This window comes from Pedobacter sp. Leaf170 (genome assembly GCF_920984665.1).
Lineage (GTDB): Bacteria > Bacteroidota > Bacteroidia > Sphingobacteriales > Sphingobacteriaceae > Pedobacter.
In genome coordinates, this window is sequence record NZ_CAKLBP010000004.1 from 329,680 (window position 1) to 352,631 (window position 22,952).

Here is a 22,952-nt window from a genome sequence, read left to right on the forward strand (position 1 = left end):
AAGCAACCTGCCGGTGCAATTAGTCAACAGAAAGTTCATCTAAAGGATTCCAAAAGACTTTCTTAAAATCTACAACCTTATCGTTTTTTACTTTGATGCCTTCTTTTGCAAGCAATTCCTCCATCAATTCTGGCGGACTAAAATGAAACTTACCTGTTAACAAGCCGCTACTATTTACAACTCTGTGCGCTGGTACATAAGGATGCGCAGTACCTGCATAGCTCATTGCATGCCCAACCATACGAGATGATTTTGCTGCTCCTAAGCTCTTTGCAATTGCACCGTATGAGGTAACTCTTCCCTTTGGGATGAGCCTCACAACCTCGTAAACTTGCTCATAAAAGTTGGTGTCCATTACGCAAACGAAAATTGAATGTAATTAATGTTTTTATCGTGCAAAAGGTATTTTTTCTCGTAATATGTTTTAATCGAAAGTATTTCATCAGCAAATTCTGATGTATACAAATGGTCGGTATTTTTATGAACCGGAATATTTAATTCTGATACTTTCTCGTTTGTATAAAGATAAAGCTGATCATTATCAGTTTTTAAATTTACCCTTCCACCAGCTTTTAAAATAGCCTTGTATTTATCTAAAAACGCTGGAAAGGTTAACCGTTTCTTTTCGCGACTATCCTGTGGTTGAGGATCAGGAAAAGTAATCCATATTTCGTCAATTTCTCCAGCCTCAAAATAATCAAGCAAGTTTTCTATCTGAATTCTTAAAAAGGAAACATTGTTTATACCTTCTTCAATAGCAGTTTTAGCACCACGCCAAATGCGATTGCCTTTATAATCAATCCCAATAAAATTTTTATCAGGAAATAATTTAGCAAGGTTTACCGAATATTCACCTTTTCCACAGGCCAATTCGAGCACAATAGGATTATTATTTTTGAAATGTGTGTTAGCCCAATTGCCTTTGAGCGGCTTTCCTTCATCTAATTGCAATACGTTTGCAAAAGTTTCAATCTCTGCAAAACGCCTAAGTTTATCTTTACCCAAGAGTTTTTTTTCGTCAAAAATACAATTAAATCATTTAACGGATTTTTTTTTACCAATAATCTTAATACGTATTCGCTTAATGTGTTGTATTTTTGGAGGCATTTTTAACATTCAACATTGGAAAAATCAGCTAAAATTTACATCGCAGGGCACCGAGGAATGGTGGGTTCAGCAATCTTTCGCAAGTTAGAAAAAGAAGGTTACACAAACCTGCTCACCAAAACTTCTGAAGAATTAGATTTAAGAAACCAGCAGGCAGTTACTGATTTTTTCGCTGAAGAAAAACCTGACTATGTATTTTTAGCCGCAGCAAAAGTTGGTGGCATTGTAGCCAATAATACATACAGGGCCGATTTTCTTTTTGAGAATTTATCTATTCAAAACAACGTAATCCATAATGCATATTTAAACGGAGTAAAAAAACTTATGTTTTTGGGCTCGAGTTGCATTTACCCTAAATTGGCTCCGCAGCCATTAAAAGAAGAATATCTTTTAACCGGAACTTTAGAAGAAACCAATGAGCCTTATGCCATTGCAAAAATTGCCGGAATTAAAATGTGTGATGCCTATCGCGACCAATACGGTTGTAATTTTATCTCTGTAATGCCAACCAATTTATACGGCTATAACGATAACTATCATCCTCAAAACTCGCATGTTTTACCTGCATTGATACGTAAAGTTCACGAGGCTAAAATTAATGATGAAAAAGAAGTGATTGTATGGGGCTCTGGCTCGCCGATGCGTGAGTTTTTATTTGCCGATGATTTGGCAAATGCCTGTTATTTCTTAATGGAAAACTATAACGAAGCAAACTTAATAAATATTGGTGTTGGACATGATTTAACCATTAAAGACTTAGCATTGCTTATTAAAGATGTTTTGCAATATAAAGGAGAACTGGTTTTTGATGCCAGTAAACCCGATGGAACACCGCGTAAATTAATGGACGTTACTAAACTTCATAATTTAGGCTGGAAACACACCATCGAACTTCGTGAAGGAATAGCTCTTGCTTATCAGGATTTTTTAAGCAGGTATTAATTAATTCTTAGCCCTGATTTTACTGAGAAATTCTGGTGTGAAACCTAAATAAGAAGCCAGCATATATTGCGGTATTCGTTGTACAAATTCTGGAAATAACTTATTAAAGTGGTGGTATCTTTCTTCGGCAGTTTGGCTGTATAAAAACTTAATCCGCATTTGCGATGCCTGGTGATTTTTCTGTAAAATAAGTCTGAAATATCTTTCCATTTTTGGCAATTTGCTAAACAGCAAATCGTAGTCACGGTGTTCTATAGCAATTACCTCAGTATTTTCTGCCGCTTGAATATAAAATTCTGAAGATTTCTGAAACAAAAAACTTGTCAAATCGGTAATCCACCAATTTTCGATAGCGAATTGAGTAGTTTGCTCTGCTCCTTTTATATCGATGAAGTATAAACGCAAACAACCCTTAACAACAAAATAATTCGCTTTGCAAACTTGTCCTTCCTCAAGCAAAAAAGCTTTCTTTTTAATTGTTATCGGTTTGAGTAATGAAGTCAGGGTTTCCTTTTCTACATTACTCAAATCGATAAATTTGTTGATATGATTTAAAAGTGGGCTATACATTTCAGTTGATTTAACCCCGCCAATTTACCACAAATTATAGTGTAAAGGCTTTTAGATAGGGCTGTGCATAGGCGCCTTCGTCTTTAAAAACCGATAGCAGGATTTTCTTTAGCCCCGCATTATCTGTAGGCTTTCCTTTGGCTGGCGGCAACAAATCTTTTTCTGGTACGGCTACTTCAGTAACCTTGGTTGCAAACCAGGTAATATTATCGTGCGGTAAAGCTAAACCTAATATCATACCAGGCAAACCACTAAAGGTTTCAGGGCCACCAGAAACAGCAATTTGGTTGGAGTAATAAGCTACAACATATACCGAATCCATAATAATTGCATTTGCTCTTCTGCATTCATATCCAGCAATTTCACGGGTTTCATCAGTAATTTTCCAATTTATTTTACGTACGCTATCTTTTACCAAATAGGTTGCCTCATAAACACTTTTTTGAATGGTATTGGTTGCCGTAGTATAATCAGTGGCGATAATATTTTTTAAATCGGCTATTGGATTATTGTGCAGCCAATTATTGGTTGTTGGTGCCGCATCTTCAATAAATTTATAGAAACTTTTATCGCTGTTAAATTTTAGTGTGCTTTTAGCCGATTTAAACTGCGGAAAATTCTTCTTATAATTCTCAAAAGCTTGAGCCATGTAAGATTCATTATCACTATTTATTTTCTTTTTTACCAATGCGTACATATTTGAGCGTTTCTCGTATTCGATAACACCATTCTTAATAAAATGTACATTTTGTGCAATACAAGTATTGCTGATAAATATTACCGCTAAAATTATTGTAAGTTTTAATATCGTTTTCATGGCTATTAATTTTGAGGTGCTGGAGTAGCTGCGCCACCGCCCATTTTAGTAAAATCCCAGCTTACAGTAAACATAAAATATCTTCTGATGGTTCTATAACTGCTCTGTGTAATGTTTCCGTTTGATGCATAACGGTTAAACCCTTGATTCTGATTTAGTAAATCAAACCCTTGAATTGATGTTCTTAAATTTTGTGCTTTGAAGAACTTTTTCGTTATTGTAGTATTCCAGATAAGTTGTGTAAATGATTCGTTAAAAGCCTGAGTTTTTGCACGATACGTGTATTGCCCGTCTGTTGTTATCTCCAATTTACCTGGTAATTGAACCGAACCTGATAAGTAACCCGAAGCGCCCCATCCATTACTATTAAAAGCTTGCTGAACCGAGGCTACCGAAGTTGTGTAATCTGGCCCGAAATAGCCGTAAATGCTGTATTTCCCATCTTTATATCTATTAATATTGATTTGAGGAGAATAACGCATTGTTTTAGTCTGGTTTAATACACTATTAATAAAGTTATAAGATGTGCTACCGTTCATATTAAGACCTAAACCCACATTTGTACCAAAAATTTTCCGACCAAAGCTAGAATATAAACTAAAATTTGTTGGTACTTTATCTGCTAAATTTACAGCTTGAAAAGTACTTTTACCTGCTGCATCGGTTACCACATTACTTGCAATCGGGTTGTTTGTAAAGCTAAAATAACCACTAATATAAATAGACTGACTGCTTATAACTTTATAGGAATTATAACTTGCATTTAAATTACTTCTAAAAGATGGTCGTAAATCCGGGTTTCCTAAAGTAATATTTAAGGGATCGGTATTTACTCTTATAGGCTGAATTTGGTCTAAACTTGGCTGTTGTGTATTTCCATTATAGTTTATACGGAAAGATTTTTGCTGAGAGAAATTATATTGATACATCGCCTGTGGCATGTAGTTTATAAATTTCCTGTCGTATCTGATTTTATTGTATAAATCTTCCTGTTTAAAATTAACATCGCTAAATTTAGAGCCAACATTTAAAACACTTTTTCCCTTCTTGTAGTTAAAGACTGCACCCCCAGAATTGATGATCTGATCCAATTGGTAATCATTACTAAATTGAGTATCTAATATATCATATCTGCCAGGTAAAGATTGATTAAATGATTTTCTATCTGAACGGCCATTACTTAAATTTAAACCATAATTAAGAATCACTGTTAAAGATTTCGTAATGGGCTCTGTATAGGCCAAATTGGATTTAAAAACATTGTTTTTAATGCCATTCAATTTATACTGGTTTATGTTTGCAATACTATCCAAAGCGCCATTTACATTATAAAAACTATTAGCAGAGTTTAAATATCCTTCTGTATTATTATCGGTAACAGATTGACTTAAATTTAGAGATAACGTACGTCCTTTCTTTTTTAGTTTTTTTGTTAAAAAGGCATTGATGTTAAATATCTTATCTTCAGCATTATTAGCTAATGTTCTAGAACTTGTATTTAGCAAACTATTATTACCTCTAGTACTAACGGTAGCATAATCTTGAAAGGTGTCGCTTTTTTTAAGTGTTCCATCAACATTAATTTTTAGTGTTAAAGTAGTATCCAACTTAATTTCATACATCGCATCAAGCTTCTGTCTGAAAACATCATTATCATAATTCTGATTTGAAATATTATTAATGATACCCGAAGCTAAATTATTCTGGCTGATTGTATTTCTATCACCAAAAACCCTTAAAGAACCGATTTTGTAATTTGTATTTAAAGTTTCTTTATCGCTATTCCATTTGTTATCGAAATGCAAACCACCGGTTCTGGCTACCGGAATACCTTCTCCATTATATTGTCCGCCCCAACCCTCAAATTCATCACCACTGCTGGTAAAATAAATACCACCATCATCACTCATTGTACCAGCACTTTGCGTTCCAAGCTTCTGACTATCTTCCCAGCCTAAACCAACCTTACCATTGTTACCTAGTATACCATAAGCAGAAAATTTCTTCTTACCTGCAAATTTGTTAAACATTAATTGGCCTTGATAAAAATCATCTGTACCAACACCTGCAATTACTTTTCCAAAATAGCCGTTTTTAGCATTCTCTTTAAGCTTAATGTTTAACGTTTTGGTTTTTTCGCCATCATCAACACCTGTAAAAGTTGCCTGGTCGCTTTTTTTATCATAAAGCTGAACTTTATCAACCATATCAGCTCTAATGTTTTTTGTCACCAGTGTGGGGTCGTCTCCAAAAAACTCTTCTCCATCTACTAAAACCTTCACGTTTTTTTGGCCTTGTGCGGTTATTTTGCCGTCTTTATCAACCTCTATTCCCGGAAACTGTTTAATTAAATCTTCAACCTTTGCATTGGGCTCAATATTATATGCCTGCGGGTCAAATTCTGTAGTATCTCCTTTAATTTTTATCGCAGTGCGATTTCCTTTAATAATTACATCGGCAAGAAGCTGCGCTTTTCCCGTTAGGTTAATTTTACCATAATCAACATCTTTTTTAGTAGAATCCAGCACAAAGTGATCAACAAAATCAGCGTATTTCGGATAGGAAACCAAAAGGATGAATTTTCCATTACGGATGTTGGGGAGCTCAAATGAGCCATTTTCTGCTGCCCGGGTAAATTTTACCAAAGTAGAATCTTTGGCATTTAAAATCGAAACTGAGGTTCCTCCGAGGATAGAGGTTGCGGCCGTATCAATAACACGGCCCTTAATAGTATGCAAATTTTGAGCTTTTGCTGTACAAAAAATCAAAAAGAGAAAACATACTGTGAGTAGCGTTCTTTTCATAAATAGAGTTGGTTTTCAGGACCAATATAAAACTAATTTTTTAGTTTCATTATGCCTTAACAAAATTTAACAATAATGTTATGTGGAAATTACATTAGCTGAAACGTTTTAGCTGAAACAGCTATAAGTTTACCATTTTTGGTATAGATATAATGCCCGTTCGTCTATAAATTACCGACAGTGGTATATTACTGTTCACTAGCCTGAAACGTTTCCTGAGTGTTGCCGTCTTATATTTAAAACCACCTAGAAATTAGGGGATTAAAAAAAGATTTACAAAACATAAAATATTCAGGTCATGAAAAATTCTATTAAAAACTTATTCGCAGCAGCTTTAGTTATGGTAACTTTAAGTAGCGCCACAGTTGTAGCAAACGCAACAGAATTGAAGTCTAGTTACACTACAATTAATCAGGTAAAAAACATCAGCAAAATCTCGGTAAGCGGAAATGTAAAATTAATCCTGGTTCAGGATAGCCAAGAAAGCATAGAGGTTTTTGATAAATATTATACCAGCAATGCATTGGTGCAACAACAAGGTTCTGAACTTAGAATCAGTTCATTTGCCAAAGAACCTTTAACTGTTATTGCACATGTTAACAACATTCAATCAATTGTAGCTTCAAATACATCAAGCGTTACCACCTCAGGAAAATTCAATTTATTAGATTTAGAGGTTATCCTTAAAGACAAAGCTTCGGCAAACATTAATGCCAACACCGTAAACTTGTTTACAATAGCAAATGATGGTACAAGTTTGAATTTAGAAGGCACTACAGAAATGCATACTGCAACTTTAGGCAATGAGGCGAAATTAAAAATGAATGAATTTGCTGCTCAAAATACCAACATCAGCATTGCGCCAAAAGCAATTTATGCAAGCAACTTAAATCGCTATGAAGATTTAAAAATAGACTTATTAGAAAAACTTTTCTAATAATCCATCATACATATAGTTTAGTTTTAGTTAATGATAACATCGGCAGGAGCAATTCCGGCCGATGTTTTTGTATTTTAAACTATAAATCAAATTTTATTCCTTGTGCTAAAGGCAAAGTATTAGCGTAATTTATGGTGTTGGTTTGTCTACGCATATAGGCTCTCCATGCATCAGAACCACTTTCTCTTCCTCCGCCAGTTTCCTTTTCGCCCCCAAAAGCGCCGCCAATTTCTGCTCCGGAAGTACCAATATTTACATTTGCAATTCCACAGTCAGAGCCTTGATAAGATAGAAATTGCTCGGCCTCTCTTAAATTAAGCGTCATTATGGCTGATGATAAACCTTGAGGAACACCATTTTGCAATGCAATCGCTTCATCAAGATTTGTATACTTAATCAAATACAAAATCGGTGCAAAAGTTTCATGCTGAACAATTTTATAATCATTTTTAACTTCGGCGATGCATGGCTTAACATAACAACCACTGGCATACTTTTCACCCTCTAAAACGCCTCCATCAACAACAAAATTACCACCTTCGGCTTTACATTTTTCAATAGAATCGAGATAGGCATTTACCGCATCTTTATCAATCAGCGGACCAACATGGTTATTTTGATCTAAAGGATTGCCAATTCTTAACTGGGCATAAGCTTTAACCAGTTTGGCAACAAATGTATCGTAAACGCTTTGGTGAATAATTAATCTTCTTGTTGAGGTACAACGTTGACCAGCAGTACCAACCGCACCGAAAACTGCCCCAATTAAACTCATATCTAAATCAGCATGCTCTGATATGATGATGGCGTTATTACCTCCAAGTTCTAATAAACTTTTACCTAAACGAGCACCCACCGCCACAGCTACAGCTTTACCCATCCTGGTAGAACCAGTTGCAGAAATTAAAGGTACACGTCCGTCATTAGTCATTAACTCGCCAATTATTCTATCGCCAATAATTAAACTCGATACCCCTTCAGGGATATCATTAGCTTTAAAAACTGCTGCAATAATTTTTTGGCAGGCAATGCCGGTAAGTGGTGTTTTTTCTGAAGGTTTCCAGATGCAAACATTACCACAAACCCATGCCAACGCAGCATTCCAGCTCCAAACCGCAACAGGAAAATTAAAGGCAGAAATAATTCCAACAATTCCAAGCGGATGCCACTGCTCGTACATGCGATGGTTTGGACGCTCGCTGTGCATGGTTAATCCATAAAGCTGACGCGATAAACCGACAGCAAAATCGCAGATATCAATCATTTCCTGCACTTCGCCATAGCCTTCTTGCAAACTTTTACCCATTTCGTAAGAAACCAATGTTCCTAAAGCCTCTTTATTTTTACGCAAAGCATCGCCAAACTGACGCACAATTTCTCCTCGTTTAGGTGCAGGGACAGTTCTCCAATACACAAATGCTTCTTGCGCTTTTGCAATTACTTGTTCGTAATCATTATTTGAAGAAACCTTTATCGATGCTATTTTTTGTCCATCAACAGGCGAAAAACTATCTATATTTTCTGTGTTATTTGCACCACCCCAATCATTGCCGGTACTATATGCCGGGTTAATATTTTCTATGCCGAGTTGTGTTAAAATCGATTGAATATTTGCGCTCATGTTTTTGATATTATTATTTTATAAATCTAAGGTTTACAATTATCTTTTCTACGGGTATCTATTAAATAAGCAATCTGCCAGCCTTTTTCGCCCTTTACCAGTTGAAAGGAATTTACCCCGCAATGGCTAAATCTTTCATCAATGTAAAATTTATATTCGGTCCAAACAGCAGCTAAAGCACCATCAATTAAAATTTTAGAGAATACAATCCGCTCATCATAAATTTGCGTTCGTGGTATAGCTATCATTTTTAAAAATCCCAAAACGGATTCTGTTTTAATGGTGTTTTTGCCTTCTTTACTTACAATTGTTTGCAATATACTTTCTTTAGCAAAAGCTGATGCCGCTAAAGAGCTATCGCCATTTTTCATCCCTAGAAAAAGATTATTTATAGTTTGCTTAATGGCTTGTTCATCATCACTTTGTGCCCACAATACATTAGCAGAAAAAATGATGAATAACGTTAAAAAGGTTACTTTTTTCATGACTTATTGGTTACGCTTAATTAAATAAATTTATACTATTTTTGTGAAAGAAGGGAAAAGGAACTGCGCTACAGAAAAAAGTTGTTGATAATACACACAGGCCAAAACCGCCAATATCATTTATTTTCAACCATTTACATGCAACAGCATTAACAATGTTGATAATTATTTTTATAGTTGCTTTGTAAATATTGTAAACTTAGGTTGTGTTTATCTGCTTATTGGCACGGTTCTTTAATAGTTTAATATATGGAAGAAGAATTCTTTTTTGAATCCAACGAAGATGCACAACGTTCAGTTGAACGTTACGAAGAGATGATCCGTAATAAAGATCAATATTTTTTCGATGCAGGCGCTTTTGAATACATTGTAGATTTTTACATTGAAAAAAACGATCCGGTTAAGGCTTTACAAGTTGTAGATTACGCTGTTAGTCAGCATCCTTATGCAACAGTTTTTTTAATTAAACAGGCGCACCTTTATATTTTAACAAATAATTATGAGAGCGCTTTTCTGTCTTTACAAAAAGCTGAACTTTTAGAATCATCAGAACCTGACATTTATCTGCTTCGCGGAAACATTTATCAAAATACTGAGCGTTATACCGAAGCTTTAGAAAATTATGAAAAAGCTTTAGGCTTGGCAGAAAGTACGGATGAAATACTTTTGCAGATGGCTTATGTTTACCAAAGCATGTCTGACTATGAAAATGCCATTGTTTACATTAAGCTAAGCTTAGAGCAAAACATGGAAAACCAGGATGGTTTGTATGAACTGGCATTTTGTTATGATGTTTTAGATAAACAGGAAGAAAGTATCAAATTTTATCAGCAGTATATTGATACCGACCCATACTCTTATGCGGCCTGGTATAATTTAGGCAACAGTTTTCATAAATTAAATCTTTTTGAAAAAGCAATTGATGCGTATGATTATGCAATTTTAATCAAAGAAGATTTCAGCTCTGCTTATTTTAATAAAGGAAATGCTTTAGTTCAGCTCGATAAATATGATGAAGCTATAGAGGTTTACAAACAAACTTTTGAATATGAACAGCCTAATGCCGATACCTATTGTGCAATTGGCGAATGTTTCGAGAAGCTCGAAAAAATGGACGAAGCCCGTTCTTATTACAAGAAATCGGTAAAGATGGACCCAAAAATGGCTGATGCCTGGTTTGGTATTGGCGTTACATTAAACCATGAAGAACGTTATTTCGAATCGTTACATTTTTATAAAAAAGCAATTGATTTAGAAGGCGAAAATTCTGATTTCTGGTTTGCAATGGCCGATGCCTACTACAAGCTAAATCAAATTGATGAATCTATAGAAGCGTACGAAAAGGTTTTAGAATACAATCCTTTGGATATTGAAGCCTGGCTAGATTTTAGTACCGTTTTGTACGAACAAGGTAAACTTTTAGAAGCTTCTGAAACCATGGCAGAGGCCATTAAGAACAACCCGGAAGCGGCAGAATTATATTACAGAATGGTTGCTTACTTATTTGCGCTTGGCCACTATGCCGATTCGTTAGGTTATTTAGAAACTGCTCTAACTACCGACCCGGATAAGCATTATATTTTGTTTGAATACCTACCACAATTGCAGGATAATAGTGCAATTATAAATGTTATTAACCGTTACATCAGGTAAAATCAGTGTGAGAAAATTTTGACATATAATTCTCAATTTTTTTTCCACTTTTGTACACATATGAATTACCCATTATTAAACGTTCCCGAGCGTCCGGAAAAGCCACGCCAAAAAGGCATTACAATGGTTATGGATAAGGGATTAAGCCTACGTCAGGTAGAAGATTTTCTTGATGTTGCGGGCGTACATACAGATATCGTAAAATTAGGCTGGGCTACCTCTCATGTTACCCCAAAGCTTAAAGAAAAATTAGCATTATATAAAAGTGCCGGTATTCCAACCTATTTTGGAGGAACTTTATTTGAGGCATTTATCATCCGCAATCAGTTTTCAGATTACCAACGTGTTTTAGATCAATACGGAATGGAATATGCCGAAGTTTCTGATGGCTCCATCGAAATTGAGCACGATTTAAAATGCAATTACATTAGTGAACTTGCAAAACAGGTTACTGTAATTTCTGAAGTTGGAAGTAAAGATGCTGCTAAAATATTTGCGCCATATAAATGGATTAAATTAATGCAGGCCGAACTTGAAGCTGGCTCTTGGAAAGTTATTGCCGAAGCTCGCGAAGGTGGAAATGTTGGTATTTATCGCGGTAGCGGTGAAGTAAGAGAAGGTTTGGTAGATGAAATTTTAACACAAATACCTGAAGAAACAATTATCTGGGAAGCACCACAAAAAGAGCAGCAAGTATGGTTTATCAAACTTATTGGAACCAATGTTAACCTTGGTAATATTGCACCTGCTGAAGTAATTCCATTAGAAACCATCAGATTAGGATTAAGAGGTGATACATTTGATCACTTTCTTAACTTAAATAAATAAAATTTAAACCATTTATTTGAATGGCAAAATGGCTTTAGCTTAAACAGGCTAAAGCCATTATTATATTATCGGCACGCAATTCTTTACCTCTATTATTGGGCAAACGAAATAAAAATGAAAACTTACGGTCTAATCGGTTATCCGCTTTCGCATTCCTTTTCAAAAAAATATTTTACTGAAAAGTTTTCGAAAGAGCATATTTCAAATCACCAATATGAGCTTTTTCCAATGGAAAATGTTTCTTCAATCGTAAATTTATTGAATGATGACGAAAGCCTTTGCGGATTAAACGTAACCATTCCTCATAAAGTTTCGGTTTTGCCTTTTCTTGATGAGATTGATGAAGCAGCAGATAAAATTGGTGCTGTAAATTGTATTTCTGTAAAAAACATCAATGGCAAAAAACACCTTAAAGGATACAACACGGATGCTTTTGGTTTCGAAGAATCTTTAAAACCTTTACTTAAACCGCAAAATACAAAGGCTTTGATTTTTGGTGATGGCGGCGCAGCAAAAGCTGTTAAATATGTACTCCACAAATTAAATATTGATTACAAAACTGTTGTTAGAAAACCTGCTTCAGGCGCAATTTTATATTCAGAAATTACGGATGATATGCTGCAATCTCATAAGCTTTTAATTAACACAACGCCTTTGGGTATGTCTCCGAATTTAGAAGGTTGCCCGGAAATTGAATACACATTATTAAGCAAAGAACACTTAGCTTATGATTTGGTTTATAACCCATTGGAAACTAAATTTTTAGAAAAGGCAGCATTACAAGGCGCTTCTACAAAAAATGGTTTAGAAATGCTGCATCAACAAGCAGAACAAGCTTGGCGTATATGGAACAATTTGGATTAAAAAACGTTTGGCAAACAGGATATGAAAGCTAAAAACTTATTTTTTTTACCCATTATTTTACTTTTGTTTATTGCTGCCTGTCAGAACAATGATTATAGCCCAAAACCTAAAGGCTATTTTCGCATCGTATATCCTGAAAAAAAATATCAATCTTTTGATAGTAAAGCTCCTTTCAGTTTTGAATATCCGGTTTATGCTAAAATGGAAAATGATGACAAGAAAGGGCAAAAATATTGGTACAATCTACATTTTTCGCAGTTTAATGGCTATCTGCATTTAACATATTATGATATTGCCAATAAAGCCATTTATGATGAAATGGTGGAAGATGCCCGGAAACTTGCATTTAAACATACCATAAAAGCAAGTGCAATCGACCAGAAACTTATTAATTATCCCGATAGGAAAGTTTACGGAATATATTATGCCATAGAAGGCAATACAGCTTCATCAGTTCAGTTTTTTTTAACAGATAGCGCTAAGCACTATTTTAGGGCTGCGCTTTACTTTAATGAGCGCCCGCAGTACGATTCTATTGAACCTGTTGTAAAATTTATCAAGAAAGACATTGATAAGATGATTACAACCTTTAAATGGAAAAATTAGATTATAAAAACATGATTAAAATAAAAATATTTACGTTTAATGCCTACGGTGAAAATACATACGTGCTTTTTGATGAAACCAATGAATGTGTAATTATCGACCCGGGAATGTATGAAGGCTTTGAGCAGAACGAGTTAGTTTCATTCGTTAAAGAAAATAACTTAAAGCCCGTATTACTGTTAAATACCCATTGCCACTTAGACCATATTGTTGGTAATAAATTCGTTTTTGATACCTGGGGTTTAAAACCTCAGTTTAACAAAGGTGAATTACAAGTTTTGCAGGCTGTACCCGGCTATGCGCCTCAAATGGGTTTTACTCAGTATGAATTATCGCCTGAGCCTGAAACATTTTTGGGTGAAACCGGAACTGTAAGCTTTGGCAATAGCACCTTAGCACTAATTTTTGCGCCAGGTCATTCGCCGGCACATTTGTGTTTCTACAGCAAAGTTGATAACATTTTAATTGGTGGTGATGTTTTATTTTATCAAAGCATTGGCAGAACAGATTTACCGGGCGGAAACCACCAGCAATTAATCAATAGTATTGAAACTAAACTGTTTACGTTACCAAACGAATGCAAAGTTTTTCCTGGTCACGGCCCATCTACTACAATTGGTTTTGAAAAACAAAACAATCCGTTTTTCTAAGTGTCTATCTACAAGCAAACAATTTCTACATAATTAAGCTAAAACATTATATTTAATCTGTGAATACGCCTTTATATATCGCCAAAAGATATTTGTTTGCCAAAAAATCGACAAATGCAATCAATTTGATTTCCGGCATATCCATGGTGGGCGTTATGGTTGGTAGCGCAGCATTAATCATCATCCTATCTGTTTTTAATGGCTTAGAAGTAACCATTTTAAACATGTTTAATACGCTTACGCCTGAAATTGCAATTACACCTGCTAAGGGAAAAACCTTTAATCCAAACACAGCATATTTCAATAAGTTAAAGGAAAATAAAGATGTTTATTCTTTTACAGAAGTTTTGCAAGAAAATGCGCTCTTAAAGTATAATAATAAACAAGCTGTAGGAATGGTTAAAGGCGTTGGACCAGATTTTCTGAAAAATAAAAAACTGGATAGCACCATAAAAGAGGGTCGCTTTGTGCTCAGCAACAGAAGTGGCTACACTTCCGTAATTGGCTCTACCTTGCAAACATACTTGGCTGTAAACACAGTTGATCCCTTTACAGAGCTTGAAATTTTTTCGCCAAAGAAAGATATTAAGGTCAATAGCATAAATCCAGCTGAAGATTTTGTAACCGAAAGTATTCGTGTAAGTGGCGTTTTTGAGGTTCAGCAAGAATTTGATAATGGGATTATTGTTCCGTTAGATTTTGCCCGCGAATTATTGGGCGAATCAGAAAATGTTTCGTCAATTGAAATAAACCTTAAACCAGGTGTTGATATAGAGAAATTCAAAACCGATGTAGCAGAGCATATAGGAACCGATTTTGAGGTCCGTAATCAGGCAGAGCAAAATCGTTCCGTTTATCACATCCTAAATACCGAGAAATGGGCTGTTTATATAATTCTAACATTCATACTAATAATTGCTATATTTAATATTATAGGCTCATTAACCATGCTGGTAATTGATAAGGTTAAAGATATAGCGATATTACGCAGCCTTGGCGCAAGCAAAAAGCTTATAAAACAAATTTTTCTTTTTGAAGGGATGATGATTACAATGTCGGGGTGTGTATTGGGGCTAATAATTGGGGTTATATTTTACCTTATACAACATAATTTCGGTTTGATAAAAATGGGAGAAGGTAGTGATACACTTTTAAGTTCCTATCCCATAGGCCTTAAGTGGAAAGATTTCATTTTAGTTTTTGTAACTGTAGGGATTTTCTCATTTTTGGCATCTGCTTTGTCATCAAATTTAAGTGTTAAAAAGATAGACCAAATAAATCAATCAATATAAAAATGAAGTTATTTAAACAAGCAATTGTATATGTTATGCTTTTAGGTGTGGCCATTACCGCTTGTAACCGAGCAGAAAAGCCAGAGGAAAGCGACAAGAGAACTGTTAAGGGTTTATATAGCTTTGGCCCGGAGATGAAATCTTTCACACTGTGTGAGGATAATCGTGAGTATTGGGTTTTAGATAGCGTAAAAAATCTCGAACTATCTTATAGCAACCTTAATTTCGAAAAACCTTACGAGCCGGTTTATGTAGAATTAGAAGGCTATTTTGCAAAATCAGATACTGCCACAGTTTCAGCTGATTTTGATTCGACACTGGTGGTTACCAAAGTGATAAAAATTAGCAAAGAAATTCCAGACGGCCCTTGTGCCCAATAAATATTAAAAGTTTTATCTGAGGCCTTTTGTAAAGGCCTTTTTTATTTCTAATTGTTTAACAAATTATCATTTTACGAAACATACCATGGAAGATATTAGCTGGAACGATTTTGAAAAAGTAGAATTAAGGGCGGGAACTATACTTGAAGTTTTCGATTTCCCGGAAGCCAGAAAACCTGCTTACAAACTAAAAGTAGATTTTGGACCATTTGGAATTAAAATGAGTAGTGCCCAAATTACCAAGATATATACCAAGGAGGAGTTACCTGGCAAGCAAATAATTGGCGTGATAAACTTCCCTAAAAAACAAATTGGTAAATTTATGTCTGAGTTTTTAGTAACCGGCTTTGCTAACGAAGATGGAGATATTGTACTCAGTACAACGCAACTAATTGTACCAAACGGCAGCAAGTTGATTTAAATATAATATGAGTTTTTATAATTTCGAAGATAACAATCCTGAAGCGGAAGATATTCATTACATGAAGCTTGCTTTGGCCGAAGCTGAAAAAGCCCTGGCAGAAAATGAAATTCCAATCGGAGCAATTATCGTTAGTAAAAATAGAATTATTGGCAGAGGTTACAATTTAACCGAGCGGTTTAATGATGTTACCGCTCATGCAGAGATGCAGGCTTTTACATCAGCATCGCAAACTATTGGCGGTAAATATTTAAACGATTGCACGCTATACGTAACGATTGAGCCTTGCGTTATGTGTGCAGGTGCTAGCTATTGGACTCAAATTAGCCGAATTGTATATGGTGCAAGAGAAGAGAAAAGAGGTTTTCTATCTAAAGATACAAATCTTTTACACCCAAAAACTAAACTAAAAGGTGGTGTTTTAGCAGAAGAATGCAGCAGGTTAATGGTTGATTTTTTTAAAAAGAAAAGGTAATATTTTGCTATGTGCCTTTATCAACATTACAATTATTTAACCTAACACAAATGCAATTGATGATAATTACATGAACAAAACTTAATGTTCGAATGTTATATTTGCTTCAAGAAACATTTTTAAACTTAAACATATAATATTATGGCTTTTGAATTACCTGCGTTACCTTACGCAACCGATGCACTAGAACCGCATATTGACAAAACGACCATGGAAATACACCATGATAAACATCACCAGGCTTATGTTACCAACCTAAATAAAGCATTAGAAGGTAAGCCTGAAGCAAATTCAAGCATCGAAGATATTATAAAAAATATTTCAAAATATCCTGCTGCAGTTAGAAATAATGGCGGTGGTCATTACAATCACTCTTTATTCTGGACTGTTTTAGGCCCTAATAAAGGTGGCGAGCCAACTGGCGATTTAGCTAAAGCCATTAATGATGCTTTTGGTTCATTTGCTGACTTAAAAACTAAAATGCAAGAAGCTGGAGCTACACGTTTCGGTTCTGGTTGGGCTTGGTTATCAGTTGGTGCAGATAAAAAACTTCAGGTTTCATCTACTCCAAACCAAGATAATCCATTAATGGATGTTGCCGAAGTAAAAGGTACTCCAATTTTTGGTATCGATGTTTGGGAGCATGCATATTACTTAAAATATCAAAACAAACGCCCGGATTATTTAGCGGCAATTTGGAATGCAGTAAACTGGGATGCAGTTGCTGAACTTTACAAAAAAGCACTTTAATCATCACATTTTAGCATGATATGGGAGCCTGCAAAACACAAATTTGCAGGCTTTCTTATTAATTAATAACTTCGTATAAATTTTAGCAGATATGAAAAAGGTTATATTTTTATTTTTAATCGCAATAGGCATCAGTAATTTAGCAAAGGCACAGCAAAATAAAATGCCTACGCCTACAGAAATCGCGAAGAAAAATGTAGAGGATTTAGATAAAAAGCTAAAATTGAATGATACGCAAAAAAGCATTATCTATAGCCTAACGTTTAACCAGGCTAAAGAACAAGCAGAGCTGATAAAACGTCAGCAGGCCGGAACATCTAGAGAAGAAGATGCCGACAAGTATTTTAAAATGCAAAATGAAACCACTAAAAGCATTCGTAACGTTTTAAAAGGCGACCAGCCAAAACAGTACGATAAAATTATCGAAGAGCGTTTGAGCGGAAAATCTAATAAAAAGAAGAAAAAAGGCGAAGAAGAGGTTGAAGGCGACATCAATGGTCTTTTATTAGCAAAACCAGAAAAAATGAACTAAGGCTTATATTCCAATTATATCCTTTTTCTTTTTTTGCTTCATTGTTTTCGGGATAATTTCTAAAATTTCATCTTTTAAGGCATTTAACATCCTTTTCTTAATGAAATTTTTATGTGTAACTAAACTAATTTCCCGCACTGGTTCAGGGCTTTTAAAATGCCTGATTTTTCCACTTTGCTTGGCGCTCAATTCTGCTATTGCTAATTCTGGCAATAAAGTGGCACCTCCGTTTAAATCAACCATTCGTATTAAAGTTTCAACACTTCCGGTATTGTATTCTAAACCTTGTAATCGATTATTTTTAGTAGAACGACAAATATTTAATACCTGATTGCGCATGCAGTGGCCTTCGTTTAAAAGCCAAATGTTTTCATCGTTTAAATCTTCCGAATCAACCGCTTTTTTCTTGTATAATTTGCTGTTTTTGCTAATGTAACTTACAAATGTTTCATAATATAAAGGCATTTCAACAATATTAGCATCCGTTAGTGGCGTAGCTAAAATGCCGCAATCTAAAACGCCGGTTTTTAAATGATGAATAATATCTTCGGTGGTGTATTCCCAAATCATAAGTTTTAATTCAGGATATTTTTCGAGCATGGTAGAAATTACCTCGGGCAAAAGATAAGGCGCTATAGTTGGAATAACGCCTATTCTAAGTTCACCTAAAACATCTTGTTGCTGACTATTAATTAATTCTTTAACCTTACCGCTTTCTTGTAAAATGATTCGTGCCTGCGCAATAATTTGAGCGCCAATTTCGGTCGGACTTACCGGTTGTTTGCTTCTATCGAAGATTTTAACGCTTAGCAATTCTTCCAATTTTTGCACTTGCATACTCAAAGTTGGTTGTGTAACAAAACACTTTTCTGCGGCAGTTACAAAACTTCTGTACGTATCTACGGCTACAATATATTCCAGCTGAACTAAAGTCATATAGTTAAAAACGATTAATAATCTCAAATATATAAGTTTTAACTATTAATAATAAACGATTACCATTAAATGGATTAATTTATTTCTTAAACTACATTAAGTTTTTTAACAGTCGGGTTTCAGAACTTTACATCAACAGAAAACAAAAATAATGGAAAGTAGAATCGATATTCAAAAAACAGAACCAGCTGCTTATCAAGCTATGTATGCACTAGAAAAGTATTTAGCTGGCAGCAAACTAACACCAATTCATAAAGAATTAATAAAAATGCGAGCATCACAAATTAATGGTTGCGCCTTTTGTTTAAATATGCATAGTGTGGATGCGAGAAAATTAGGAGAAACAGAACAACGTATATATTTATTAAACGCCTGGAAAGAAACCAATTTATTTACCGAAGAAGAACAAGCAATTTTAGCTTTAACTGAGGAAGTTACGCTGATTACAAACCACGTATCAGACAATACGTACAATAAAGCAGCAAAGTTATTTGACCAGAATTATTTATCACAAATTATTATGGCCATTGTAACTATAAATGCCTGGAATAGAATTGCGATAACATCAAGAACTATGGTTGGCTAAACCTTTTGAAATAAACTCCGCCTAAATGGCGCCCAAAGGTGAAGTTTATTTCATTTTATTAATCTTTATCAGCTCATCAAAAACCAACCTGGCCACTTCTTTTGCACCTTTTGTCTGGAAATGCGTATTATCTTTTAGTCCCTTTGGGTAAGCTTCATACTTACCTGAATCTAAATTCATGAAATAGTTTTTTGACACAAAATCCTGACCCATTTCAGTGAAGAATTCTGCTGATAATTTTGTTAAATCAATAATCGGAACATGCATTTTATTAGCTACATCTTTAACAGCTTCCGGGTAATCACCATGTGCGCTTCCAAGCACCTTACCCTTCCATGGATAATTTCTGGTAACCGGAGTAATCAATATCGGGATTGCTTTTTTTCCGCGTGTTTCCTTAACATACAACCTTAGCAATTTTTTATATCCAGCAGTATCAATATATCTTTCTGGTTTATCTTTAGCGGCATCATTATGCCCGAACTGAATTAAAACTAAATCGCCTTTTTTAAGTTTTTTTGTAATTTCTGTCCATCTGCCTTCTGCTAAAAAAGTTTTTGTACTTCTCCCGCCTTTAGCCTTATCTACAACCAAAACAGTATCATTATCAATTAAATGGTTTAATTTTTTAAGTGTTTCTTTACTAAAGAATTGCTGAAAAACCTGCCCCCATCCAGTTATAGGATATTTTTTAGCCATATAATTTTCTTCCAAGGAATAGTCGGCTACTGTAGAATCACCAATCAAATAAATTACAGTTGGTTTTTTAATTAGTGTAAAGGCCTGAAAAATCAAACCAAACAATAACATCATCAAAATTATTAGTCGCCTGCTCATATTTTATCAACTCTAAACCAATCATATTCAGCAAACCCTGAATCATTTGTTTGCGTATTCCGGGTAGCAAAAATTCCTACTTTGGCACCAATCCATTGGCCTGCAACTGCCTGAAATTCTTTATCAATTTCGATGTAGTTTTTACCATCTTCACTATAACTAAACTTACATTTTGCACCAGCGTAAACTTTTACTTTTAGGTAAACGGTAGATGATTTTAATTTAAGTATTTCGGTTGCCTGCTCATCTTTTCCTTTATCTGCATTATGGCAAATGCCCATGCTTAAAAACAATTCATCATTTTTACTTTCTACAAAAAGGCTTGCATAACTTCTGCCCATAATAACCAAACCAGTTCTTTCATTTTCGAGTTTCGGATTTGGTTTAAACGTGAGTTTAGTCGTTACCTGAAATTCCTCGGCCGGAAATTTCTGCATCAAAACATTAGGCACATCCCATAAATTTTTTGAGTTATCAGGAATTTTGGCAGTGTAAAGTTTAAGTACACCTTTTGCAGCATCAGTAAATAACCAGGTTGGTTTCGGGTTTGCCTGCCACTGCCATTGTAAACCCAATTTTTGCGATGAAAACTCATCACTTTCTGCTGGTGTTTGAATTGGATAAACCTGATTAACATTTGGTTTTTTATAGCTTACAACTGGATCACCAATTCCATCACCATCTTCATCCAAACCAATTACGGGCCAATCATTTACCCATTTCAATGGCTGCAAATGTACAACTCTTCCATAAGGATCTTTATCCTGAAAGTGAAGAAACCAGTCTTCGCCTGATGTTGTATTAACCCAAGCGCCCTGATGTGGTCCATTAATGGTAGATTTACCTTGATGCATCACAACCCTTCGTTCGTAAGGGCCATAAATATTTCTGCTCCTTAAAACAAGCTGCCATCCGGTTGAAACACCTCCTGCAGGTGCAAAAAGATAATAATAACCATTGCGTTTATAAGCTTTGGGTCCTTCAATAGTTGGGTCTAGTTCGTGTCCATCGTAAACAATTTGGCCGTTACCGCTAGCCTGCGAGCCATCGGCATTTAAAGGCATAACAGCTAAAACACTTTTAATACCTGCACGGCTACCTGCATAGGCATAGGCAAGATAAATTTTACCATCCTCATCCCACAGCGGACATGGATCTATCAAACCCTTTCCTGCAATAACTAATTTTGGCTCAGACCAGGTTCCGGTAACACTTTTTGCTTTTGTTAAATAAATTCCAAAATCCGGGTCGGGATAGTAAATATAAAATTCGCCATTTTTGAACCTTATTGAGGGTGCCCAAACGCCATTACCATGCTGTGTTTTTTCAAAATGCTCAAGCGGAGGTTGTTTGAGCAAGGCATGAGCCACAATTTTCCAATTAACCAAATCTTTCGAATGCAAGATTGGCAAACCGGGAACAGCATCGAAACTTGAAGCAACCATGTAAAAATCATCGCCAACCCTAATGGCATCCGGGTCTGAATAATCGGCATTTATAACCGGATTTTTATACCGACCATTTCCCAAATCAGATATCCATACTTTTGAAATGTTTAGCGTATTTTGGGCATGAAGAGATAAGCTAATATTAACCAGAAAGAAGGTATATACAAAGTATTTCATAGGCTCGTTTGAAATGGTAGAAATTATATTTGGTTAAGCAATTTTAGTTGAATTTTAGCCCGAAAACAACTTGAGTTGTGCAATCGTTCCCGATATCGTTTGCACTTTTAAATTCTGACAAATGTTTTTTAGCTTTAAGTTTAATGACTACAATTGCTTATCATATTTTAGTTTTAGAATTCGGCTGCTTATTAGGAAACTAAAAAATGCAGCCGATTTTAATTTATACCTAACCAAATTATATGAAATTAGCCTTATTTATATTTCTTTTGTTTATTAGCCCATTAGTTTATGCAACTAATGTTAAAGCAGATTTTATCGTGTCTAAAGATGGTAGTGGAAATTTTAAAGCCGTACAGGAAGCCATTAACGCTGTGCCCGACTTTAGAAATAAGGTGACCGTTATTTTTATTAAAAAGGGTATTTATAAAGAAAAACTAGTGCTCTCAGGTTCAAAAAAAAATATAAAATTTATTGGTGAGGATTTGCACAAAACCATTCTAACTTATGATGATTTTGCACAAAAAAAGAATGCTTTCGGCGAAGAAAAAGGAACATCAGGCTCCGCTAGTTTTTATATTTATGGAGAAGGTTTTACTGCCGAAAATTTAACCTTCCAGAATTCTTCTGGCCCGGTTGGACAAGCTGTTGCCGTTTGGGTTGGTGGTGATAAATCAAGCTTTATAAATTGCAGATTTTTAGGCTTTCAAGACACGCTCTACACTTATGGAGGGAATAATCGCCAGTATTATAAAAATTGTTACATAGAAGGTACTGTTGATTATATATTTGGATCAGCCACCGCCTGGTTCGAAAACTGTACTTTATTTTGCAAAAAGGCGGGCTATATTTCTGCCGCATCAACTGCCGATACTACAAAATTCGGTTATGTTTTTAATAAATGTAAGGTTACGGGAGATGCGCCCGATAATAGTTTTTATTTAGGAAGACCATGGCGTCCGTATGCGAAAGTTGCTTTTCTGAATTGTGATTTATCAGCAGTTATCAAACCAGAAGGCTGGAACAATTGGGGTAAAGAAAGTAACGAAAAAACAGCTTATTACGCCGAATACAATAATACCGGTGCAGGTTCAAAAATAACTTTAAGAGTAAACTGGGCTCATCAGTTAACACGGCAAGAATACCAACTCTACACTTTGGAAAACGTTTTCCGAGGATGGATACCGGAGCCCAAATAAAGCATTAATTTACTTATTACAAATAAGTTAAC

25 protein-coding genes are annotated in these 22,952 nt (G+C 35.0%); 15 read left to right on the plus strand and 10 right to left on the minus strand.

From position 1 onward, the window contains the following. Positions 1-19 precede the first annotated feature (19 nt). A complete protein-coding gene (locus LUA90_RS12245; protein ID WP_231491123.1) occupies positions 20-355 on the minus strand; it encodes an MGMT family protein in 336 nt (111 codons plus the stop codon). Beyond that, on the minus strand, positions 355-1,005 hold the full coding sequence (gene trmB / locus LUA90_RS12250) for a tRNA (guanosine(46)-N7)-methyltransferase TrmB (protein WP_231491124.1): 651 nt from the start codon (positions 1,003-1,005) through the stop codon (positions 355-357). Before trmB ends, LUA90_RS12245 begins: the two co-directional genes overlap by 1 nt. A gap of 117 nt (positions 1,006-1,122) precedes the next feature. Between trmB and LUA90_RS12255 the strand changes: the two genes are divergently transcribed. Beyond that, a complete protein-coding gene (locus LUA90_RS12255) occupies positions 1,123-2,049 on the plus strand; it encodes a GDP-L-fucose synthase (RefSeq protein ID WP_255717684.1) in 927 nt (308 codons plus the stop codon). Here LUA90_RS12255 and LUA90_RS12260 read toward each other — a convergent pair whose 3' ends face one another. Genes LUA90_RS12260 through LUA90_RS12270 form a run of 3 tightly spaced genes read right to left on the minus strand, consistent with a single transcriptional unit; the run spans position 2,050 to position 6,174 of the window. Further along, positions 2,050-2,619: a Crp/Fnr family transcriptional regulator gene (locus LUA90_RS12260; protein WP_231491126.1), complete on the minus strand. Its 570-nt coding sequence runs from the start codon at positions 2,617-2,619 to the stop codon at positions 2,050-2,052. Positions 2,620-2,653: 34 nt separating this feature from the next. After that, complete coding sequence (locus tag LUA90_RS12265) at positions 2,654-3,436, minus strand: GLPGLI family protein (RefSeq protein ID WP_231460566.1); 783 nt, start codon at positions 3,434-3,436, stop codon at positions 2,654-2,656. A 5-nt stretch (positions 3,437-3,441) separates the two neighbouring features. Continuing rightward, positions 3,442-6,174: an outer membrane beta-barrel family protein gene (locus LUA90_RS12270; RefSeq protein WP_231491127.1), complete on the minus strand. Its 2,733-nt coding sequence runs from the start codon at positions 6,172-6,174 to the stop codon at positions 3,442-3,444. A gap of 364 nt (positions 6,175-6,538) precedes the next feature. Between LUA90_RS12270 and LUA90_RS12275 the strand changes: the two genes are divergently transcribed. Further along, the gene (locus LUA90_RS12275) at positions 6,539-7,177 is read left to right on the plus strand and encodes a GIN domain-containing protein (protein ID WP_231460568.1); all 639 of its coding nucleotides are present in this window, start codon (positions 6,539-6,541) and stop codon (positions 7,175-7,177) included. An 82-nt stretch (positions 7,178-7,259) separates the two neighbouring features. Here LUA90_RS12275 and LUA90_RS12280 read toward each other — a convergent pair whose 3' ends face one another. Further along, positions 7,260-8,801 (minus strand): aldehyde dehydrogenase family protein, encoded by a 1,542-nt coding sequence (locus LUA90_RS12280; RefSeq protein WP_231460569.1) that lies wholly within the window; start codon positions 8,799-8,801, stop codon positions 7,260-7,262. A 26-nt stretch (positions 8,802-8,827) separates the two neighbouring features. Beyond that, on the minus strand, positions 8,828-9,286 hold the full coding sequence (locus LUA90_RS12285) for a nuclear transport factor 2 family protein (protein WP_231491128.1): 459 nt from the start codon (positions 9,284-9,286) through the stop codon (positions 8,828-8,830). Between the two features lie 249 nt (positions 9,287-9,535). On the opposite strand from LUA90_RS12285, the gene LUA90_RS12290 reads away from it, so the two are divergent. From LUA90_RS12290 to LUA90_RS12340, 11 genes are all read left to right on the plus strand, one after another. Then, positions 9,536-10,939: a tetratricopeptide repeat protein gene (locus tag LUA90_RS12290; RefSeq protein ID WP_231491130.1), complete on the plus strand. Its 1,404-nt coding sequence runs from the start codon at positions 9,536-9,538 to the stop codon at positions 10,937-10,939. Between the two features lie 60 nt (positions 10,940-10,999). Then, positions 11,000-11,767: a phosphosulfolactate synthase gene (locus tag LUA90_RS12295; protein ID WP_231460572.1), complete on the plus strand. Its 768-nt coding sequence runs from the start codon at positions 11,000-11,002 to the stop codon at positions 11,765-11,767. 114 nt (positions 11,768-11,881) lie between these two features. Continuing rightward, positions 11,882-12,631: a shikimate dehydrogenase gene (locus tag LUA90_RS12300; RefSeq protein ID WP_231491131.1), complete on the plus strand. Its 750-nt coding sequence runs from the start codon at positions 11,882-11,884 to the stop codon at positions 12,629-12,631. Between the two features lie 21 nt (positions 12,632-12,652). Then, positions 12,653-13,237, plus strand: coding sequence for a gliding motility lipoprotein GldD (locus tag LUA90_RS12305; protein WP_231460574.1), 585 nt, complete (start codon positions 12,653-12,655; stop codon positions 13,235-13,237). Between the two features lie 11 nt (positions 13,238-13,248). Beyond that, positions 13,249-13,887 (plus strand): MBL fold metallo-hydrolase, encoded by a 639-nt coding sequence (locus tag LUA90_RS12310; protein ID WP_231460648.1) that lies wholly within the window; start codon positions 13,249-13,251, stop codon positions 13,885-13,887. 59 nt (positions 13,888-13,946) lie between these two features. After that, positions 13,947-15,179: an ABC transporter permease gene (locus LUA90_RS12315; protein ID WP_231491133.1), complete on the plus strand. Its 1,233-nt coding sequence runs from the start codon at positions 13,947-13,949 to the stop codon at positions 15,177-15,179. Between the two features lie 2 nt (positions 15,180-15,181). Continuing rightward, a complete protein-coding gene (locus LUA90_RS12320) occupies positions 15,182-15,559 on the plus strand; it encodes a hypothetical protein (RefSeq protein WP_231460576.1) in 378 nt (125 codons plus the stop codon). 85 nt (positions 15,560-15,644) lie between these two features. Further along, positions 15,645-15,980, plus strand: coding sequence for a tRNA-binding protein (locus LUA90_RS12325; RefSeq protein WP_231460577.1), 336 nt, complete (start codon positions 15,645-15,647; stop codon positions 15,978-15,980). Between the two features lie 7 nt (positions 15,981-15,987). Next, on the plus strand, positions 15,988-16,455 hold the full coding sequence (locus LUA90_RS12330; protein ID WP_231460578.1) for a nucleoside deaminase: 468 nt from the start codon (positions 15,988-15,990) through the stop codon (positions 16,453-16,455). Positions 16,456-16,596: 141 nt separating this feature from the next. Then, a complete protein-coding gene (locus LUA90_RS12335; RefSeq protein ID WP_231460579.1) occupies positions 16,597-17,205 on the plus strand; it encodes a superoxide dismutase in 609 nt (202 codons plus the stop codon). A 91-nt stretch (positions 17,206-17,296) separates the two neighbouring features. Then, positions 17,297-17,737 (plus strand): hypothetical protein, encoded by a 441-nt coding sequence (locus LUA90_RS12340; protein ID WP_231460580.1) that lies wholly within the window; start codon positions 17,297-17,299, stop codon positions 17,735-17,737. Between the two features lie 3 nt (positions 17,738-17,740). Here LUA90_RS12340 and LUA90_RS12345 read toward each other — a convergent pair whose 3' ends face one another. Further along, positions 17,741-18,673 carry a hydrogen peroxide-inducible genes activator gene (locus LUA90_RS12345; protein ID WP_231460649.1) on the minus strand — a complete coding sequence of 311 codons (933 nt, stop codon included), beginning with the start codon at positions 18,671-18,673 and terminating at the stop codon, positions 17,741-17,743. Positions 18,674-18,824: 151 nt separating this feature from the next. Between LUA90_RS12345 and LUA90_RS12350 the strand changes: the two genes are divergently transcribed. Next, on the plus strand, positions 18,825-19,259 hold the full coding sequence (locus LUA90_RS12350) for a carboxymuconolactone decarboxylase family protein (protein ID WP_231460581.1): 435 nt from the start codon (positions 18,825-18,827) through the stop codon (positions 19,257-19,259). A gap of 45 nt (positions 19,260-19,304) precedes the next feature. Here LUA90_RS12350 and LUA90_RS12355 read toward each other — a convergent pair whose 3' ends face one another. Both LUA90_RS12355 and LUA90_RS12360 read right to left on the minus strand, forming a co-directional pair. Next, positions 19,305-20,096, minus strand: coding sequence for a rhamnogalacturonan acetylesterase (locus LUA90_RS12355; protein WP_231460582.1), 792 nt, complete (start codon positions 20,094-20,096; stop codon positions 19,305-19,307). Continuing rightward, complete coding sequence (locus LUA90_RS12360) at positions 20,093-21,721, minus strand: glycoside hydrolase 43 family protein (protein WP_231491134.1); 1,629 nt, start codon at positions 21,719-21,721, stop codon at positions 20,093-20,095. The genes LUA90_RS12355 and LUA90_RS12360 overlap by 4 nt, the downstream gene beginning before the upstream one ends. Positions 21,722-21,963: 242 nt before the next feature. Between LUA90_RS12360 and LUA90_RS12365 the strand changes: the two genes are divergently transcribed. Continuing rightward, a complete protein-coding gene (locus tag LUA90_RS12365) occupies positions 21,964-22,920 on the plus strand; it encodes a pectinesterase family protein (RefSeq protein ID WP_231491136.1) in 957 nt (318 codons plus the stop codon). Positions 22,921-22,952: the final 32 nt, after the last annotated feature.